The sequence below is a fragment of the Tenacibaculum sp. Mcav3-52 genome (assembly GCF_022347665.1).
GTDB classification, from domain to species: Bacteria; Bacteroidota; Bacteroidia; order Flavobacteriales; family Flavobacteriaceae; genus Polaribacter; species Polaribacter mesophilus.
In genome coordinates, this window is the sequence record NZ_JAKRGE010000001.1 from 769499 (window position 1) to 786053 (window position 16555).

The 16555-nt window shown below is 32.1% G+C and carries 21 protein-coding genes and 3 tRNA genes; 10 read left to right on the plus strand and 14 right to left on the minus strand.

Annotated elements, in window-relative coordinates:
- Positions 1-57: 57 nt before the first annotated feature.
- The 11 genes from arsM to MHM83_RS03645 form a co-directional block, all read right to left on the minus strand.
- Positions 58-1026 carry an arsenosugar biosynthesis arsenite methyltransferase ArsM gene (gene arsM / locus MHM83_RS03595; RefSeq protein WP_159610788.1) on the minus strand — a complete coding sequence of 323 codons (969 nt, stop codon included), beginning with the start codon at positions 1024-1026 and terminating at the stop codon, positions 58-60.
- Between the two features lie 211 nt (positions 1027-1237).
- Positions 1238-2056 (minus strand): purine-nucleoside phosphorylase, encoded by an 819-nt coding sequence (locus MHM83_RS03600; protein ID WP_239178425.1) that lies wholly within the window; start codon positions 2054-2056, stop codon positions 1238-1240.
- A gap of 102 nt (positions 2057-2158) precedes the next feature.
- Positions 2159-2794 carry a TIGR04282 family arsenosugar biosynthesis glycosyltransferase gene (locus MHM83_RS03605; RefSeq protein ID WP_239178426.1) on the minus strand — a complete coding sequence of 212 codons (636 nt, stop codon included), beginning with the start codon at positions 2792-2794 and terminating at the stop codon, positions 2159-2161.
- Positions 2787-3230 carry a rhodanese-like domain-containing protein gene (locus MHM83_RS03610; protein ID WP_370641884.1) on the minus strand — a complete coding sequence of 148 codons (444 nt, stop codon included), beginning with the start codon at positions 3228-3230 and terminating at the stop codon, positions 2787-2789. The genes MHM83_RS03605 and MHM83_RS03610 overlap by 8 nt, the downstream gene beginning before the upstream one ends.
- Positions 3231-3454: 224 nt before the next feature.
- Complete coding sequence (gene arsS / locus MHM83_RS03615) at positions 3455-4510, minus strand: arsenosugar biosynthesis radical SAM (seleno)protein ArsS (protein WP_239178800.1); 1056 nt, start codon at positions 4508-4510, stop codon at positions 3455-3457.
- 162 nt (positions 4511-4672) lie between these two features.
- Positions 4673-5008: an arsenosugar biosynthesis-associated peroxidase-like protein gene (locus MHM83_RS03620; protein WP_239178429.1), complete on the minus strand. Its 336-nt coding sequence runs from the start codon at positions 5006-5008 to the stop codon at positions 4673-4675.
- 73 nt (positions 5009-5081) lie between these two features.
- The gene (locus MHM83_RS03625) at positions 5082-5789 is read right to left on the minus strand and encodes a DUF547 domain-containing protein (protein WP_159610792.1); all 708 of its coding nucleotides are present in this window, start codon (positions 5787-5789) and stop codon (positions 5082-5084) included.
- A 109-nt stretch (positions 5790-5898) separates the two neighbouring features.
- Entirely contained in the window at positions 5899-7089 is a 1191-nt protein-coding gene (locus MHM83_RS03630) for a DUF5018 domain-containing protein (RefSeq protein ID WP_239178431.1), read from the minus strand.
- An 80-nt stretch (positions 7090-7169) separates the two neighbouring features.
- Positions 7170-7255, minus strand: a tRNA-Leu gene (locus tag MHM83_RS03635).
- Between the two features lie 61 nt (positions 7256-7316).
- A tRNA-Leu gene (locus MHM83_RS03640) sits at positions 7317-7405 on the minus strand.
- Positions 7406-7428: 23 nt separating this feature from the next.
- Positions 7429-7500: transfer RNA gene (locus tag MHM83_RS03645), tRNA-Gly, on the minus strand.
- 172 nt (positions 7501-7672) lie between these two features.
- Here MHM83_RS03645 and cyoE point away from each other — a divergent pair.
- From cyoE to tsaB, 10 genes are all read left to right on the plus strand, one after another.
- Positions 7673-8575: a heme o synthase gene (gene cyoE / locus MHM83_RS03650; protein WP_047788375.1), complete on the plus strand. Its 903-nt coding sequence runs from the start codon at positions 7673-7675 to the stop codon at positions 8573-8575.
- Positions 8575-9159, plus strand: a complete 585-nt coding sequence (locus MHM83_RS03655; RefSeq protein ID WP_047788232.1) for a cytochrome c oxidase subunit 3 — start codon at positions 8575-8577, stop codon at positions 9157-9159. Before cyoE ends, MHM83_RS03655 begins: the two co-directional genes overlap by 1 nt.
- A gap of 56 nt (positions 9160-9215) precedes the next feature.
- Positions 9216-10199, plus strand: a complete 984-nt coding sequence (locus tag MHM83_RS03660; RefSeq protein WP_239178433.1) for a cytochrome c oxidase subunit 3 — start codon at positions 9216-9218, stop codon at positions 10197-10199.
- A 21-nt stretch (positions 10200-10220) separates the two neighbouring features.
- Positions 10221-10559 (plus strand): cytochrome C oxidase subunit IV family protein, encoded by a 339-nt coding sequence (locus MHM83_RS03665; RefSeq protein ID WP_047788234.1) that lies wholly within the window; start codon positions 10221-10223, stop codon positions 10557-10559.
- Positions 10560-10619: 60 nt separating this feature from the next.
- Entirely contained in the window at positions 10620-11267 is a 648-nt protein-coding gene (locus MHM83_RS03670) for a hypothetical protein (RefSeq protein WP_047788235.1), read from the plus strand.
- 11 nt (positions 11268-11278) lie between these two features.
- On the plus strand, positions 11279-11926 hold the full coding sequence (locus MHM83_RS03675; protein ID WP_159509341.1) for an SCO family protein: 648 nt from the start codon (positions 11279-11281) through the stop codon (positions 11924-11926).
- A 1-nt stretch (position 11927) separates the two neighbouring features.
- On the plus strand, positions 11928-12452 hold the full coding sequence (locus tag MHM83_RS03680) for a DUF420 domain-containing protein (RefSeq protein ID WP_047788237.1): 525 nt from the start codon (positions 11928-11930) through the stop codon (positions 12450-12452).
- Complete coding sequence (locus tag MHM83_RS03685) at positions 12445-12657, plus strand: hypothetical protein (RefSeq protein ID WP_047788238.1); 213 nt, start codon at positions 12445-12447, stop codon at positions 12655-12657. The genes MHM83_RS03680 and MHM83_RS03685 overlap by 8 nt, the downstream gene beginning before the upstream one ends.
- A 197-nt stretch (positions 12658-12854) precedes the next feature.
- The gene (locus MHM83_RS03690) at positions 12855-14183 is read left to right on the plus strand and encodes a TolC family protein (protein WP_047788239.1); all 1329 of its coding nucleotides are present in this window, start codon (positions 12855-12857) and stop codon (positions 14181-14183) included.
- A 98-nt stretch (positions 14184-14281) separates the two neighbouring features.
- Entirely contained in the window at positions 14282-14956 is a 675-nt protein-coding gene (tsaB, locus tag MHM83_RS03695) for a tRNA (adenosine(37)-N6)-threonylcarbamoyltransferase complex dimerization subunit type 1 TsaB (protein ID WP_047788240.1), read from the plus strand.
- Here tsaB and MHM83_RS03700 read toward each other — a convergent pair.
- The 3 genes from MHM83_RS03700 to MHM83_RS03710 form a co-directional block, all read right to left on the minus strand.
- A complete protein-coding gene (locus MHM83_RS03700) occupies positions 14953-15759 on the minus strand; it encodes a mechanosensitive ion channel family protein (RefSeq protein ID WP_047788241.1) in 807 nt (268 codons plus the stop codon). The two genes, tsaB and MHM83_RS03700, sit on opposite strands and share 4 nt — an antisense overlap.
- A 57-nt stretch (positions 15760-15816) precedes the next feature.
- Entirely contained in the window at positions 15817-16170 is a 354-nt protein-coding gene (locus MHM83_RS03705) for a DUF1304 domain-containing protein (protein WP_047788242.1), read from the minus strand.
- Between the two features lie 78 nt (positions 16171-16248).
- Entirely contained in the window at positions 16249-16449 is a 201-nt protein-coding gene (locus MHM83_RS03710; RefSeq protein WP_047788376.1) for a dodecin family protein, read from the minus strand.
- Positions 16450-16555 lie beyond the last annotated feature (106 nt).

A 16555-nucleotide genomic window follows, 5' to 3' on the forward strand; every position in this document is an offset into this window, starting at 1 on the left:
CTTTTTTGCAATAAAAAACCTCGCTTTAGCGAGGTTCAGAACTAAAGTAGTTTACGTCTAACAACATCCACCACCATCGTAATGATAGGTAGATTCTGAGAAAAATATATCGTCTCTTCCTAACGCTTTTAAAGCTGCGGCTGTTTTATCACAAATCGCTAAGGGTTGATTTTTTAATAAGGTGTGTCCTGCTCCGTCATCAAAATAGTCTTCATCTCCAAAGTAAATGGCAGCTTTACCTGTAAATACACATGGACCATCAGCAGGCATTGGATCTTTAATCGCAGCTACTTCAATCGATTCGATATAAATCAATTCATCGGTAGGGTAATTTTTGGGGTCTAAAATTCTGTATGGTTTACGTGCTCTAATTTCAATAGTTCCAAAACCAGCATCCGTCAGCATTTTTACGTATTCCGTAATCGGTAAACTTCCGCTTAAACATAAGGCACGTAAACGTTCGTCATTACGCAAGGTTTCGTTCATAGGTTGCTCACACGTAGGGTCACTCATCACCAAACGTCCGTGAGGTTTTAACACGCGGTACATTTCAGCAATGGCTTTTTTTAGTTCTTCAGCTTTAAAAATGTTAAATAAACAGTTTTGAGCAGCCACATCAATCGAATTATCTTCTACAGGCAAGTGTAACGCATCTCCTTTTCGTAAATCGACAAACTCACTTTTGAACCAAGGATTTTGAGCTTCTGCTTCCACAAAATTTTTTCGAGAAGCCTCTAGCATTTCATCTACCACATCAATTCCAATCACTCCGTTTTTCTGACGTGAGAAATAAGAGAATTGTAACAATTCCATTCCGCCACCAACACCTACATATAATATTTTAGGATTGTTGGTTAAATCACGAGCATGTACGGTAGAACCACATCCGTAGTTCATTTCTTGCATGATTTTCGGAATTTTTAATCCTGGTAACTCCCAAATAGGGTTTGTTGTACAGCATAAACCAACATCAGGGGTTAACGCTGCTTCTTTGTATACATTTTTGGTGGTTTCTAAGTAACTCATATTTTTTAAGATTAAAGACCGCTACGCTGTTAGATAAAAGAATAAAGACTTGTGTTGTTTGTCTAGGTTCTTGATTCTAATAGTCTTGCTTTATAATTTGTTTTGTTATTTCGAGCCTTTCGACTGCCGCTTAAGACATGCTAAAGCGAGAAACCTCAAGGTTGGATGCTACTTCCATTAAAAAGATTCCTTCACTATGTTCGGAATGATGTTATAATTCATTAATTAATTCTTTAAAAAGCGTGATCATTTTAGGTTCTGCTTTTCCAGCAACTTCAATAATTTCGCTAATATTTACAGGTTGTAAATTTTTAGGATCGCATTCATCGGTTAATACCGAAACAGCTGCACACGGAATGTTGAGTTGTTTTGCTACGATTACTTCAGGTACGGTACTCATTCCTACTGCATCTACTTCTAAAATTTGTAACATTCTATACTCAGCTCTAGTTTCCAATTGCGGACCTACAACACTAGCATATACACCTTCTTTCAGGTCTATGTCGTTAGCTTTGGCAATAGCTTTCATTTTTGTATTCAATTTTTTTGAATACGGTTCAAGCATATCGGCAAAAATATTTCCAAACTCATTAGCTCCTTTAAAGGCTAGGGGAGAACCACCTTGTAAATTCAAATGATCTTCAAGCAACATCAAATCTCCTTTTTTATAAGAAAGGTTGATAGCGCCTGCAGCATTAGAAACTAACAAAGTTCTAATACCTAGTGCGTGCATAGTTCTAATACCGTAGGTCACTTCCCATAGATTATACCCTTCGTACATATGAAAACGACCAGACATAACCACTACTTTTTTACCCGATAAGGTTCCGTAGATTAATTTTCCTGAATGAAATTCTACAGTTGCTTGTGGAAAGTGTGGAATGTCAGCATACGGTACTTCTTGTTCAATGGTTATTTCATCGACTAATTTCCCTAAACCTGTTCCTAAAACAATTCCTATTTCTGGGTTGGTAATTCCTTTGTGTTGAAGAAATTCTTGTGTTTCTTGTAGTTGTTGTTTTTTTAGCATTTTATATTGTGTTTGTCATTGCGAGCGATAGCGAAGCAATCTTTAAGTTATGACTTCGAGATAGGCAGATTACTTCGTTCGTATACTCCCTTGTAATGACGGTTAGTTTAAAAATTGATTGAATACTGGGTTGTTTTTGATGTCGTCAAAAACATCTACATCATTTAAGGTTTCTAACAAATGTACTGATTCGTTTTGTAAATCGTTTAAGGTATCTTTTCTAACAGTTGAGGTTCCCCAGTCTTTATTTTGAAAAATATTAGCATGGAGTTTTTTCATGCCTAATAGGTAATAACCACCATCTTCTGCAGGCCCCATAACTACATCATTAGAATTCAATTTTTCAAAAGCTTCATTGATGTGTTCGGAAGTTAAATCAGGTAGATCACTACCAATAATTACAGCTTTTTCATATCCAGTAGAAAATGCTTGTTGAAAAGCGTTGTGCATTCGTATACCTAAATCGTTTCCTTCTTGCAGGTGCTTTTGATATACTGGAGCATTCCAAATATCATTTTCGTGAACTTTTACCGAGTAGTATACAGCTTTATCGCAAGTTAAATTTTGGGTAACTTGTTTTGTGTGTTCTAATAAGAATTTATAAATATCTAACGCAGCTTCGTCTCCAATTGTTTTAGCTAAACGTGTTTTTACTTTACCTAATTCTGGGTTTCTAGTAAATATTAGAAGAAGATTTCTCGACTGCTCTCGAAATGACACTTCATTTTGATTATTCATATATTTTTTCTCCTTTGTGTAACCATTTACTCCATTCTTTATTGAAAGCATGGACTTTTTCTGTAGGTTTGTTTTGTAGGTTAACGATTGTGTTTCCTTGGTTTTTCCATTCGAAAATACCACCATATAGGTTAAAAATGTTGATAAAACCTTCTTTTTGTAGTTTTTCGGCAATGTCTTCTGAACGGATTCCTAAAGAACAATATACTACAATTTTGGTATTCTTGTTTTTAGGAAGTTTTGTTAAGGTGTTTTCTAAATTAAAAAGATCATAACCGACACAAATAGCATTTTTAAGATGACTGACTTTGAATTCTCTAGGTTCACGAGCGTCGAGTATAATTGTGTTGTCACCTTGAGCGGAGTCGAAAGGCTTTTCTTTTTGTAGTTCACTAACAGAAATATACGGAACACTTTCAGTATTATATTTTTTCAATAACTGTTCTAGGTTCTTTTGAGAAAAAGAATTTACGGATATTAATAATATGAGAAAGAAGAGGTTTTTCATATCTAAAAAACATTCACGGTGTTTGATAAAATCTATAGAGAATTAAAGTGATTATATCTCGATACAATTTTTCTTCCAAAATGTCAGAAAAACCACTCGATGTGACATTATTTTACTTTTACATAACTTCATTGTTTTATTAATTCATTGAGCTATGCTACGGTTCCTTGACAACTACTTCCTGCACCAGCGGTACAACCATAACAGTGTTGATTGATAATGATATTTCTGTTTTGTAATAATGCTTCGTTGTATTTAGAAATGTGCTGTGATTTGCTTGCTACTTTTAGATTTAGCATTTGATTGAAATCGCAATCATATAAATATCCGTCCCAACTTACCGATAGTGTGTTGGTACACATTACATTTTCTACTGCCATAGGATTGTAGGCTTCTACTAACGAATACATATAATCTTCATAATTTTCGGAAGCAATTAAGTAATCTAAAAATCGACTGATAGGTAAATTGGTAATAGCAAAAAGTGAATTGAAAATAATATCAAAATCTTCTTTCAAAGCTTTTTTAAAATCAGCTTCCAAAGCTGCTTGGTCTCCTGGTAAGAAAGCTCCTGATGGATTATAGACTAAATCTAGTTGTAAGCCAGTTCCTTCAATTCCATATCCCACAGCATTTAGCATTTTTAAAGCTTCAATAGATTTGTCGAAAACACCATCACCGCGTTGTTTGTCGGTTTTTCCACGAGTCCAGTGAGGCATAGAAGAAACTACATGTACATTGTGCTTTTTAAAAAACTCGGGTAAATCGTAATACTTTTTATTCGCTCTAATAATAGTTAAGTTAGAGCGCACAATAAAATCTTTAATTCCTGCTTTGGAAGCTTCTTCTACAAACCATCGAAAATTCGGATTCATTTCAGGAGCTCCACCCGTTAAATCCAGGGTGTGTGCTCCAGTTTTTCGAATCACATCTAAACATTGCTCCATGGTTTCTGTGGTCATAATTTCTTTTCGGTCAGGACCAGCATCAACATGGCAATGTGCACAAACTTGATTACACATGTACCCTAAATTAATTTGAAGAATTTCTAATTTTTTAGGACGTAATGGAAACTGATTGGTCTCTTTGAGTTTTTTGGCAAACGTAGGTAATTCACCATCAGCAAAAATTCCGTTTGAGATGATTTCAAGCTGGCGTTGCGTGTTAGCTAAATCGTTGTTTCTAGATTTTAAAGATTTTTTCATTATCCTTTTTATAAAGCTGAAATAAGGTCAGCTTCTCATCTTTTTTAGTGTTTAATATCCTTCGACTAGTTCCTAATGTAGTTTCAATCAAAATACACTTTGATTGAAACTAATGCTCGGGATAAGCGATTCACATAATTTTGATTTTCAAAATTAGTTTTCTGCTTACATTTCTAATTTATTGACTTTATTCATCATTTGAACCCCGTGTACTAAAGTTGCTCCACTTTTAATGGCAGCTCCTACATGAATGGCTTCCATCATTTCCTCTTTAGTAATACCTCGTTGTAATCCGTCTTTAGTGTATGCATCAATACAATAAGGGCATTGTTCAGTATGTGCAACAGCTAAAGCGATTAAGCTTTTTTCACGTGCGGTTAGAGCTCCTTCTTCAAAGACTTTTCCGTAATAATCAAAGAACTTGTTTCCTAATTCTTCACTCCATTCTGTTACTTTGCTAAACTTTCGTAAGTCGGCTGGATCGTAGTATGTTTTTGACATGTTATTTCATTTCTATTAAAAAAGTAAAAATACCAAATTGTTTTCACTGCTGTTTTACAAAAGGGTAATGAGATTATTTTCCATTTAAAGACCAATCGTATTTTAAATAACTAACCTTTGCTTTTTGATTAATTTTTACATTTGAGTATTGATTTAGAAAATTGATTAAGTCTCCTTTTTTTGTGAAATCTCCTTGAAACCATTCGAATATTTTAGATAATTGGATGTTATTTTCTGAGATTTTATTTCTTGAAGAATCATTGATAAACTTTTTCATTAAAAGAGTAGTTTTTGATTCATAATTTTTTTCTGTGAAGGCATAATTTGGTAATTGAGGACAAGAGCCTGATGCGCAGTTTACAGCGACATGAATTTTTGGGTCGCTATATTTTTTACGTAAAATTTCATGTTCAATTTGATTTAAGGTGTAGGTTTTACCGCCAACTTTAGCAAAAGGAATACTCCATGCGTCTTTACCTTTCTTTTTAATATTCATAATGCTTTTAAGGGGATAATTGTCCAAAATTAGTTGAATGGTGTACGCATTATATGCGTTTGCCCAAAAGGCTTTAGCTTTTGAAGCTGACCAAGATTTTTGAGGTTTTATGTTTGCTAACTCATCTAAATAAGCTTGAAGTTTAGCTTTGTCTTGTTTAAATCCTTTGTAGTTAACACTTCCTTTTGTATTTACATGTTTTTTTAGTAACGCATCAAAAGTGTTGGTTTGAGCAGTAGAATTTAAGAAGAAAGCTAAACTTAACAGTAAAAATATATTTCGCATGATTTTCGATTTTAAAGTTTAGACGTAGGTTTTGAGGGAACATTACAGAGGATGTTTTTAAAAGTTTGATACAAAAAAACCTTAACATTTATTTGTTAAGGTTTTAAAATTATTGTTTTCCCTGAAGTTTTATATTGAAGTACCATTCATGTTTTATCCAAGTATTCCAGTTTTTCAGATTATTATTTAAGGATATATTGGACTGACCAGAGTAACCTTGTCCAAAACAAAGTCCGTTTCCACTACTAATGTATGCGGAAGAGCCTGTATTTACACCTAAGTTAGCTCCGTCAATCAAGTACCATGTGAATATATATTCAGTATTTGCTTCAAAAAATAGTTGTAAATCAGAAAGATTAAAGTCAACCCATCCACCAAGAAATGTTGAGTCTAACTCTGTTATGGCAGTGGAAACTATTTCACCTCTTATGTTTCTAATGTCTAGGTTTAGTTTAATTGTCTTATTATGTGGAGTTCCAGTTTCATGATGTTTAAAGTTGCTTTCTAGTTTAACACTAAAAGAGGATAACTCTGTGTCGTTTTGGAATAATACACTTTGACCAGTTCCTAGGTTTCTATCGTATGGTGATATATCTGGAGCGTTAGTTCTGCTGTCTCCGCCAAACCATTTATTAGCATTTGATTGATTACAGGTGTTTGAAAAAGAGTTGCTAACGTGTTCTAGAATTACGGTGTAAGTTTTTTCAACGCCATTTTCTGCCTTAACTGTAAAGTTAACAGGGGAAGAGTAATCTATTATATCGCTTGGTAGAGGAGAAATTGAAGCTTTTTCTGATATGTTTATTTCAGTTGTTAGGTTAGAGAGGTTTAAAAAAGTAGGAAGTTTTTTTGTTATTTTATTTTCTATATTATCAATACTTGTTGCTAATGTTTGATTTGTTGTTTTAATTTTAAAAGAAATGATATCGTTTTGGTCGCTTAATTCTCTTTTAATATCAATAGTATAGGTTTTAGTAGTGCCATTTTCTGCGGTTACAGTAAAAGTTAGTGGTTTGTTTATTTTTGTGATTGATTTTGGATCTGGGTTTATGGTGGATTTTTCAGAAATAAATACTTCTAATTCAACATCGTCCAGTTCTACGTAGTCGGGAATTAGACCTATAATAGAGTCTTCTGAAATTTCAAAATTTTTAATAAAATTTCCTTTTTTGATAGAAAAGCTTAGTATTTCATTTTCGTTACTTGAAATGTAATTATTTATTAGTATGTATTCTTTGTTACAAGACAAAGTAACTATTAGGACTGTTATAAGAAAAAATAGGGCTGTATTCCTTTTCATAATTTTTAATTTTAAAAGCTAAGATAGGTGTAAATTTTATAAAACAAAAAAGCCTTAACAAATAAATGTTAAGGCTTTTGTACTGAAGGCGGGACTTGAACCCGCACGGGCATTACGGCCCATTGGATTTTAAGTCCAACGTGTCTACCAATTCCACCACTTCAGCGTATGTGCTTTGTTAATGACTACTTTTAAAATGAAACCTCACTCATATAAGTGAGGTTTCTTGGTACTGAAGGCGGGACTTGAACCCGCACGAGCATTACGGCTCATTGGATTTTAAGTCCAACGTGTCTACCAATTCCACCACTTCAGCATACTCTTTTATAAAAAGGATTGAGCGAAAGACGGGATTTGAACCCGCGACCCTCACCTTGGCAAGGTGATGCTCTACCCCTGAGCTACTTTCGCGTAGTCATTTTTTATTTTAATGAACGTGCATTACTGCGAATGCGGGTGCAAATATAACACCATTTTTTTAATTACAAAGCAGTTTTCATTTTTTTTTAATTTTAATTCCAATAAAATTTTATGGTTGTTCAATAAGAATGGAATATCTTTGCAGAAATTTTTAAAATTAGAAGTGGATTCTGTTTCATCTGTACATACTAAAACTTCCATAAAATCAATAGTTAAAGACTTTAAACAGTTAACGAAAGTTGGGTTGTCTATTAGTGTGGTTTTTACTTCTATCACTGGATATTTATTAGGGGCAGAATCGATTAATTACACTACAATAATTTTATTAGCTTTAGGAGGATATTTAATGGTTGGAGCGTCAAATGCTTTTAACCAAGTAATAGAAAAGGATATTGACGCCGTAATGCAACGTACTAAAAACCGTCCTTTACCTTCTGGAAGAATGTCAGCAACTGTAGCTTTAATTATTGCTACACTATTTACTGTTGCTGGTATTGCTATATTATACGTAATCGATCCTAAATGTGCCTTATTTGGCGCAATTTCTATCTTTTTATATACAAGTGCTTACACACCGTTAAAAGCTGTAACACCTTTGGCTGTTTTTGTAGGGGCTATTCCTGGGGCTATTCCTTTTATGTTAGGTTGGGTAGCTGCAACAGGAAAATTTGGTATAGAAGCAGGGTTTTTATTTATGATTCAGTTTTTTTGGCAATTTCCACACTTTTGGGCTATTGGGTGGCTTCAGTTTGAAGAGTACAATAAAGCAGGGTTGCATATGCTTCCAATGGATAAGAAAGACAAAGGAGCTGTTGTTCAGATTATCTTTTATACATGTATTATGATTTTAATGTCGATTGCGCCTGTATTAAAGGTGACGGGAGATTTTTATATATATCCTATAACAGCAGTAATTATTTTATTATTAGGAGTGTTGATGTTGTATTACGCGATACAGTTATACAAAACAGAAAAAAATACAGATGCTCGTAAGTTAATGTTAGCGAGTGTTTTTTACATTACAATTGTACCCATTATTTATGTGGTAGATAAATTTTTACACTAATGAGTGAACAAACGTTACAAGAGGAGTTAAAAGTAGCAAAACGTAAATCGGCAAAACCTATGTTGTGGATTTCCATGATTAGTATGGTAATGTTTTTTGCAGGGTTAACAAGTGCTTATGTTGTTAGTATGAACCGTGAAGACTGGGTGACGTTTGATTTACCTCAAGCTTTTTACATAAGTACTGTATTAATAGTGTTGAGTAGTGTTACGCTGTTTTTTTCTCAAAAACTATTAAAAAAAGATAATATACAAGCTTCGTTTACTTTATTACTAATTACTTTAGTCTTAGGGTTAGGTTTTGTATGGTATCAATATGTAGGGTTTAACGAGCTAAAAGCTGTAGGGCTTTACTTTACAGGTCCTGAAAGCACAGTGTCTACATCATTTATTATAGGAATTACGTTTATGCATGTTTTACACCTATTAGCGGGTGTAATAGTGCTTTTTGTCGTTATTTATAATCATTTTAAAAAGAAGTATTCTTCAGCTGATATGCTTGGATTTGAACTAGGTGCAATCTTTTGGCATTTCGTTGATGTGCTATGGATTTATCTATTTTTCTTTTTCTATTTTATTAGATGATGAAAAATGCGTAATTTTGGCGCACTGATTTAACAAAAATTAACAATAAGAGATTTATGGGAGCAAATATTGCTGTAAATTCTGACAACAAAGAGACCTGGGGCGGAGGTGGTGTAAAACCATTTGGAGCTAGTTATGGTAAAATGATGATGTGGTTTTTCATCGTATCAGATGCATTAACTTTTTCGGGCTTTTTAGCAGCGTATGGTTTAACACGTTTTAAATTTATTGATTCTTGGCCTATTGCTGATGAGGTATTTACACACTTTCCTGGATTACACGGTGTACATGCACCGATGTACTATGTAGCATTAATGACATTTATTTTAATTGTATCGTCGGTAACAATGGTGTTAGCTGTAGATGCAGGTCATAAAATGCAAAAGAAAAAAGTAGCTTGGTATATGTTTGCTACTATCGTTTTTGGTATTATTTTCGTTGGGTCACAGGCTTGGGAATGGAAAAACTTTATTAATGGTTCTTATGGAGCTGTAAAGTCTGCAGATAATCATATTTTACAGTTTGTAAAAGATGGTCATCAAATTGCATTAGTAGATTTTGTTCATAACGATAGAAAAGATGAAAGAATACAACACACCAGAGAAAATGGTTTATGGTTTCAAAATGAAGCAACTATTTCTCAGTATTCAGTAGCTCAGGTACAAGAAGCTTTTAAAGCAGATCCATCTTTATTAATAAGAATTGAAAAAATTAATCCTGAAACGAAACAAAAAATTGTTTTGTCAAGAGAAGAAAGTATTGCAAAGTTAGCTACAGCTACAAAAGTTGTTGAAGGTGCTAACTTAATAGAAAATGAGTATGGAAATCCTATTTTTGCTGATTTCTTTTTCTTTATTACAGGATTTCACGGATTTCACGTATTTTCAGGTATTATTTTAAATATCATTATTTTCTTTAACGTTGTATTAGGTACTTACGAACGTAGAGGACACTACGAAATGGTTGAGAAGGTAGGTTTATATTGGCACTTTGTAGATTTAGTTTGGGTATTTGTATTTACTTTCTTCTACTTAGTATAATTAAAAAAAACAATAGTAAAAATGGGTCACGCACACGAATCAAATACAAAAAGAATTTGGGTTGTTTTAGCAATCTTAACAATAGTTACAACAGTAGAGGTAGTATTAGGTATTATTAAACCAGCATCTTTACACCTACATGGTTGGGGTACTAGTTGGTTAAACTGGATATTTATAATATTAACAATCGTAAAAGCATATTATATAGCATGGGCTTTTATGCATTTAGAAGGAGAAAAGCCATGGCTTAGGCGTTCTATAGTTTGGACGGGAGTTTTCTTAATTTGCTATTTAGTTACACTCGTTTTAATTGAAGGTGATTACTTATTTGAAACATTATCACCATTAGTAAAATGGTAATCGTATAAAAACAGTTAAAAGGTGGTGTAAACCACCTTTTTTTATATAAGAACATTAAAAATGAATAAAACGAAAAGAAACATAGTGTTATTTGCACTGTTTATTGTGCCGCTATTGTTTTATATATTTTTGTCATTAGGAATTAATAACTTTGCTAAGTTACCTGTACTAACAGAAAATGTAATTGATGTCTCATCAATTAGTAATAAAGATCAGTTTGATAAGAGAATATCAATAGTTACCTTTATAGGAAGTAATGTACAAGACGCAAAAGGAGAATTATTTAATCTCAATGAAAAAATCTATAAACCATTTTATGGATTCAAAGACTTTCAGCTAGTTGTTATTGCTTCTAAAGAAGCAAAAGAAGAAGTAGAAAAACTTCAGAAGGAAATAGGAGTTTATACCAATATGATAAAATGGAACTTTATCTTTGCTAGTGATGCTGAAATTGAGGTACTGTATGATAGCTTTAAAACAAACCAATCATTAGATAGAAATTTACATTCTTCAAAAGCTTTTATAATTGATAAAAATGGGAGCTTAAGAGGCAGAACAGATGATGAAGATAGTTTAGGAGGAAAGTTGTTTGGTTATAATATGAAGTCTGTAGCTGAATTAAACAATAAAATGAAAGATGATGTTAAGGTAGTATTGGCTGAATATCGTTTGGCATTAAAAAAGAATAACGCAGATAGAGAAATTTAAGGAAGACTCACATGAAAAAACAAAATTATTCATACATAGGTATTTCACTAATAGTATTGCTTTTTGGTATTTATGCAATTCCTAAGATTATAGCACATTTTCAAACAGCAAATCTGCATAAATTTAATAAAGTACCCGACTTCGAATTTATCAATCAAGACGGTGAAACAATCACCAATAAGGACTACGAAGGAAAAGTATATGTAGTTGAGTTCTTTTTTGCCACTTGTCCTACTATCTGTCCTTTAATGAATGCACAAATGGTAGAAATTCAAAATGAATTTATGGGGAATCCTAATTTTGGTATAGCATCATTTTCAATTACTCCAGAAATTGACACACCACACCAATTGAAAGAATATGCTAAGAATAATGGTATAAACCATAGAAACTGGCATTTACTTACTGGAAAACCAGAGGATGTTGTATACGATTTGTCAAATGAAGGTTTTAAGCTGTATGCAGGGAAAGGAGAAGCTAGCCATGGTGGATTTGAACATTCTGGTTTGTTTGCATTAGTAGATAAAGATGGATATATCCGTTCAAGATATGATGAACATGGAAATCCAATTATGTATTACAGAGCCTTAGATGAACATAATTTCGGAAACCAAATTAGTGAGTTAAAAGAAGATATTAAGTTATTACTGAAAGAGTAACATGAGTGCAACAGAAGAAAAAAAATATAAAAAATTTATTACTATAGTTTCTATCGTAATCCCTATAGCAGTAGCTGCTCTATTTGGAATTAAAATACCTAATGTAGAACCATTGTCTTTTTTACCGCCTATTTATGCTAGTATAAATGGTTTTACGGCTATGTTGCTCGTCGCTTCAGTAGTTGCAATCAAAAACGGAAAAATAAAATTACATGAACAGCTAAATACCACAGCTATTGTTTGTTCAGCACTATTCTTAGTGATGTATGTAGCATATCACATGACTTCAGATTCTACTAAATTTGGAGGAGAAGGAATAATTAAATATGTGTATTTTTTCATCTTAATTACTCATATATTATTGTCAATAATCATTATTCCATTTGTATTGATAACTTTTATGAGGGCTCGTTTGGGTAATTTTCCTGAACATAAAAAAATAGCAAAAATTACATTTCCCTTATGGTTATATGTAGCGGTTACTGGAGTAGTTGTTTATTTAATGATATCACCTTATTATGTTTAAAAAGATTATATTTTTAATATTACTTGGTTTTTCTTTCAATACTTCAGCACAATGTGCAATGTGTAAGGCAGTGATAGAAGGAGGAAATGAAACTATTGCTGAAGGAGTAAATAATGGAATAACTTATTTAATGGTGTTTCCATATATATTAGTCGGACTTTTATTTTACTTTATTTATCGTCACAAAAAGAAAGCAAAAAATTAGTTTTCCTAAAAATCAAGAATTTTTTGTAACATTTTTTTGTTTTAATCGTCACATAGTAGCAATAAATAAAATAACTTACCATATTTACATATTAAGTTATAAAATTGTTTGCTAGCTTTTGTAATTAATAGAAAAGCGATATATTTCTACTTTTAGAAATATCAACTAACTGAGTTTAAATAAAAAATATTGATCTTTTGAAAACTAAAATTGCATTATTTGCAGCTATTTTTACTTCTGTAGCTGTTTTTTCACAAAAACAATGGACACTTAAAGAGTGTGTAGATTACGCATTAAAAAATAATATAACAGTTAAGCAAAACCGCTTAAATATTGAGATTGCTGAAGCAGATGTTAAAAGTAATAAAGCTAATTTTTTACCAAGTATAAATGCTTCAACATCAGGAAACCTTTCTACTGGGTCTTCATTTGACCCTGTATCTCAAAACAGAACAGAAAATACAACCCTATTTGGAGGGGCGTTAGGTGTAAATGCTAGTTATACGGTTTTTAATGGTTTTAAAAACTTAAATCAAAAAAAGCAAGCAGTATTAGGAGTAGAAGGGAGTAAACTAGATTTAGCCAAAGTAGAAAATGATATTTCACTTAATGTAGTTAATGAGTATTTAAATGTATTATTTGCTAAAGAAAATTTATCAGTAGCTAAGGTGCAAGCAGAAATCAGTAAAAAGCAAATTGAAAGAGCAAGAGCTCAGTTTGAAGGAGGAGTAATACCCAAAGGAGATTTATTAAACGTTGAATCTACGGCTGCAAATGATGTTCAAAATGTAGTACTACAAGAAAATACTTTGAGTATAGCTTTATTAAGATTAAGTCAATTATTACAAATTCCTTCTAAAGATTTTAATGTAGCAGATATTGAAGTAGGGTCTCCTTCAGCAGCATTATTATATGATAACGCAAATGTGGTATATGAAAAAGCATTAACTGTTTGGCCAGATATAGAAAGAGCTAAATTAGATGTTGAAAGCACTAAATTAGGTGTTGAAATTGCTAAATCAGGATATTATCCTACTATCAATGCTTCTTTAGGAGCCAACACAAATTATAGGTATTTTTTAGATCCTTCAGCTCCAGCAGGTAGGCTTTTAGATCAGTTAGATGGTAATTTAGGTTTTAGCCTAGGATTTAGCGTTAATATTCCAATTTTTAATGGGTTTAGAAATGATGCTAATGTTGAACGATCTATTGTAAATAATTCAATTAGTGAATTTAGATTGGAAAGTCAAAAATTACAGTTGCAACAAGAAATTGAAAGAGCTTTTTTAGATGCTAAAGCAGCTGCTAAAACATATGAAGCAGCACAAGTATCATTAGAGGCTCAAAAAGAAGCCTTTAAAAATGCACAAGTTAGTTATGACTATGGATCAATGACTCAATTTGATTTTGATCAAGTACGTAATCGATTAGTAAATGCAGAAGGAGCAATGATTAGGGCTAAATATGATTATGTATTTAAAACGAAAGTATTGAAATTTTATTACGGGGAGTCAATTGTTGACTAACTAAGAAAAATTTATTTATTGTTGAAAAAGCCTTGTTAGAATTTTACTAATGAGGTTTTTCTTTATAATGTATCTTTGCCAAAAATAAATTTTCAGATTTGGCAACAATCTTACACATAGAAACAGCAACAAAAAACTGTTCGGTTAGCGTAGCAATAAAAGGAGAGCTTTTAGCTTTACAAGAGTTAAATGATGGAAATTATTCACATGCTGAAAAGCTGCATCCATTTATTCAACAAGTAATGAAAAAAGCAAAGCTTTCTTTTAATGATATTGATGCTGTTGCAGTAAGTAAAGGTCCTGGTTCTTATACAGGACTACGTATTGGAGTGTCAGCAGCAAAAGGATTATGTTTTGCTTTTGACAAGCCTTTAATATCTATTGAAACATTACAATCATTAGCTCATAAAGTTTCTGTAAAGGAAGGAGTTGTTGTCCCGATGTTAGACGCACGTCGTATGGAAGTATATGCAGCTGTATATAATTCTAAATACGAACAGGTAAGAGATATAAAAGCAGAAATCATAAATGAAAGTTCTTTTGAAGAATATTTATCTAAAGGGAAGGTATACTTTATAGGTGATGGAGCAGAAAAGTGTAAAGGAGTAATTGTGAACGAAAATGCAGTTTTTATTGATGGAGAGTTTCCTTCTGCAAAAGAAATGGTTCAGTTAAGTTTAGATAAGTACAAAAAAAACGACATCGAAGATGTCGCTTATTTTGAACCTTTTTATTTAAAAGATTTTGTAGTTACGCCTGAAAAAAAACGTTAACCCTCTTTGTGGATTTCTACTGAGTGAGGGTAAGGAATTTCAATTCCAGCATTATCTAAGGCTATTTTTGTGTTTTCAGTTATATCAAAATATACAGCCCAATAATCTTCTGTTTTAGACCAAGGTCTCACAGCAAAATTTACAGAACTATCTGCCAATTCAGATACATTTACTGTAGGAGCAGGGTCTTTTAATACTTTTGGGTGCGAGGTAATAACATTCATTAATATTTCTTTGGTTTGTTTAATATCAGCATCGTAAGAAACACCAAAGGTTAAATCTACTCTACGTGTACCTTCGGCAGAGTAATTAACAATGTTCCCATTAGATAAAGAACCATTAGGTATAATTATTTCTTTGTTAGATAAGCCCGTAAGCTTGGTAGTAAATATTTCTATTTCTTTTACAACACCAATTTCACCTTGAGCCTCTATTAAATCTCCAATCTTAAAAGGTTTAAAAAGCATAATTAAAACACCGCCAGCAAAATTACCTAAAGAACCTTGTAAAGCAAGACCAACAGCCAAACCAGCTGAGGCTAAAATAGCAGCAAAAGACGTGGTTTCAACACCTAGTTTTGCTATTACTGTGATTATTAAAAGGATTTTTAAAGTCCAATGTAGTAAATTAACTAAGAACTTTTGTAGCGTAATGTCTACTTCTCTTTTAATCATTATTTTTCTTGTAGCTTTAAGTAGTAGTCCAATAATGTAAGAACCTACAATGTAAATAATAATAGCCATAATCGCTTTCGGAGCGTATGTCATTATTAAATCTTGAAATTTTTCAAAATACTTTTCCATTTTTATGGTAAATTTTAGTTGTTAATAAATGATTTTTAATAAGTAGCGGTTAGATTTTTATAGTATTAAACTGATTAAACCTAATAAAGCAGGAATAGACTGAATGACAAAAATACGAGGTTTTTTTGTAGAAAAAGAACCATAAAGACCAGCAATAAAAACACAAATCAAGAAAAATATTCCCACATCAATTTTTTGTGATAAAATAGACCAAGTTAAACCAGCTGCAAGAAAACCGTTGTATAACCCTTGATTAGCGGCTAATACTTTTGTTTCCTCAGCAAAATCTTTTGATTTTAAACCAAAGGTTTTTATTCCTTTAGGTTTGGTCCATAAAAGCATCTCTAGTACAAGAATATATAAATGAATAATAGCTACTAGAGTTAAAAGAGAATATTGTATAATGTTCATGATAATTAATAAAGATGAAATATGCTGCTCGAGCAACTACTAAAACCGCATATGGTAAGTGACTAGTTTATATTGATGTTAATTTACTTCAAAAGTTACTTTTAGGTTTACTCTAAACTCAGTTACTTCATCATCATTAACAACCACACTTTGTGATTGTACAAAAGCAGATTTAATTCCTTTTACCGATTTAGAAGCTTGTTTAATTGCTTTTCTAGTAGCATCTTCCCAGCTTTTTTCAGAGTTTGCTAAAATTTCAATAACTTTCATTACTGCCATAATAATTTTTTTAAAGATTAATACATGTAAATATAAGCTTTTAATAATGTTTTTATGCAGATGAAACATCTAATGTTAATTTAATGTTATGTAAATGTTTTTAATA

Excerpts from the sequence above, each read along its gene's own strand:
- MHM83_RS03710 (WP_047788376.1), bottom strand. The coding sequence starts at position 16,449 with ATGGCAGTAATGAAAGTTATTGAAATTTTAGCAAACTCTGAAAAAAGC.
- MHM83_RS03665 (WP_047788234.1), top strand. The coding sequence starts at position 10,221 with ATGGGTCACGCACACGAATCAAATACAAAAAGAATTTGGGTTGTTTTA.
- arsM (WP_159610788.1), bottom strand. The coding sequence starts at position 1,026 with ATGAGTTACTTAGAAACCACCAAAAATGTATACAAAGAAGCAGCGTTA.
- MHM83_RS03670 (WP_047788235.1), top strand. The coding sequence starts at position 10,620 with ATGAATAAAACGAAAAGAAACATAGTGTTATTTGCACTGTTTATTGTG.
- MHM83_RS03700 (WP_047788241.1), bottom strand. The coding sequence starts at position 15,759 with ATGGAAAAGTATTTTGAAAAATTTCAAGATTTAATAATGACATACGCT.
- MHM83_RS03705 (WP_047788242.1), bottom strand. The coding sequence starts at position 16,170 with ATGAACATTATACAATATTCTCTTTTAACTCTAGTAGCTATTATTCAT.
- MHM83_RS03655 (WP_047788232.1), top strand. The coding sequence starts at position 8,575 with ATGAGTGAACAAACGTTACAAGAGGAGTTAAAAGTAGCAAAACGTAAA.
- MHM83_RS03660 (WP_239178433.1), top strand. The coding sequence starts at position 9,216 with ATGGGAGCAAATATTGCTGTAAATTCTGACAACAAAGAGACCTGGGGC.
- MHM83_RS03680 (WP_047788237.1), top strand. The coding sequence starts at position 11,928 with ATGAGTGCAACAGAAGAAAAAAAATATAAAAAATTTATTACTATAGTT.
- MHM83_RS03605 (WP_239178426.1), bottom strand. The coding sequence starts at position 2,794 with ATGAATAATCAAAATGAAGTGTCATTTCGAGAGCAGTCGAGAAATCTT.
- MHM83_RS03625 (WP_159610792.1), bottom strand. The coding sequence starts at position 5,789 with ATGCGAAATATATTTTTACTGTTAAGTTTAGCTTTCTTCTTAAATTCT.
- MHM83_RS03685 (WP_047788238.1), top strand. The coding sequence starts at position 12,445 with ATGTTTAAAAAGATTATATTTTTAATATTACTTGGTTTTTCTTTCAAT.
- MHM83_RS03630 (WP_239178431.1), bottom strand. The coding sequence starts at position 7,089 with ATGAAAAGGAATACAGCCCTATTTTTTCTTATAACAGTCCTAATAGTT.
- MHM83_RS03620 (WP_239178429.1), bottom strand. The coding sequence starts at position 5,008 with ATGTCAAAAACATACTACGATCCAGCCGACTTACGAAAGTTTAGCAAA.
- MHM83_RS03600 (WP_239178425.1), bottom strand. The coding sequence starts at position 2,056 with ATGCTAAAAAAACAACAACTACAAGAAACACAAGAATTTCTTCAACAC.
- MHM83_RS03675 (WP_159509341.1), top strand. The coding sequence starts at position 11,279 with ATGAAAAAACAAAATTATTCATACATAGGTATTTCACTAATAGTATTG.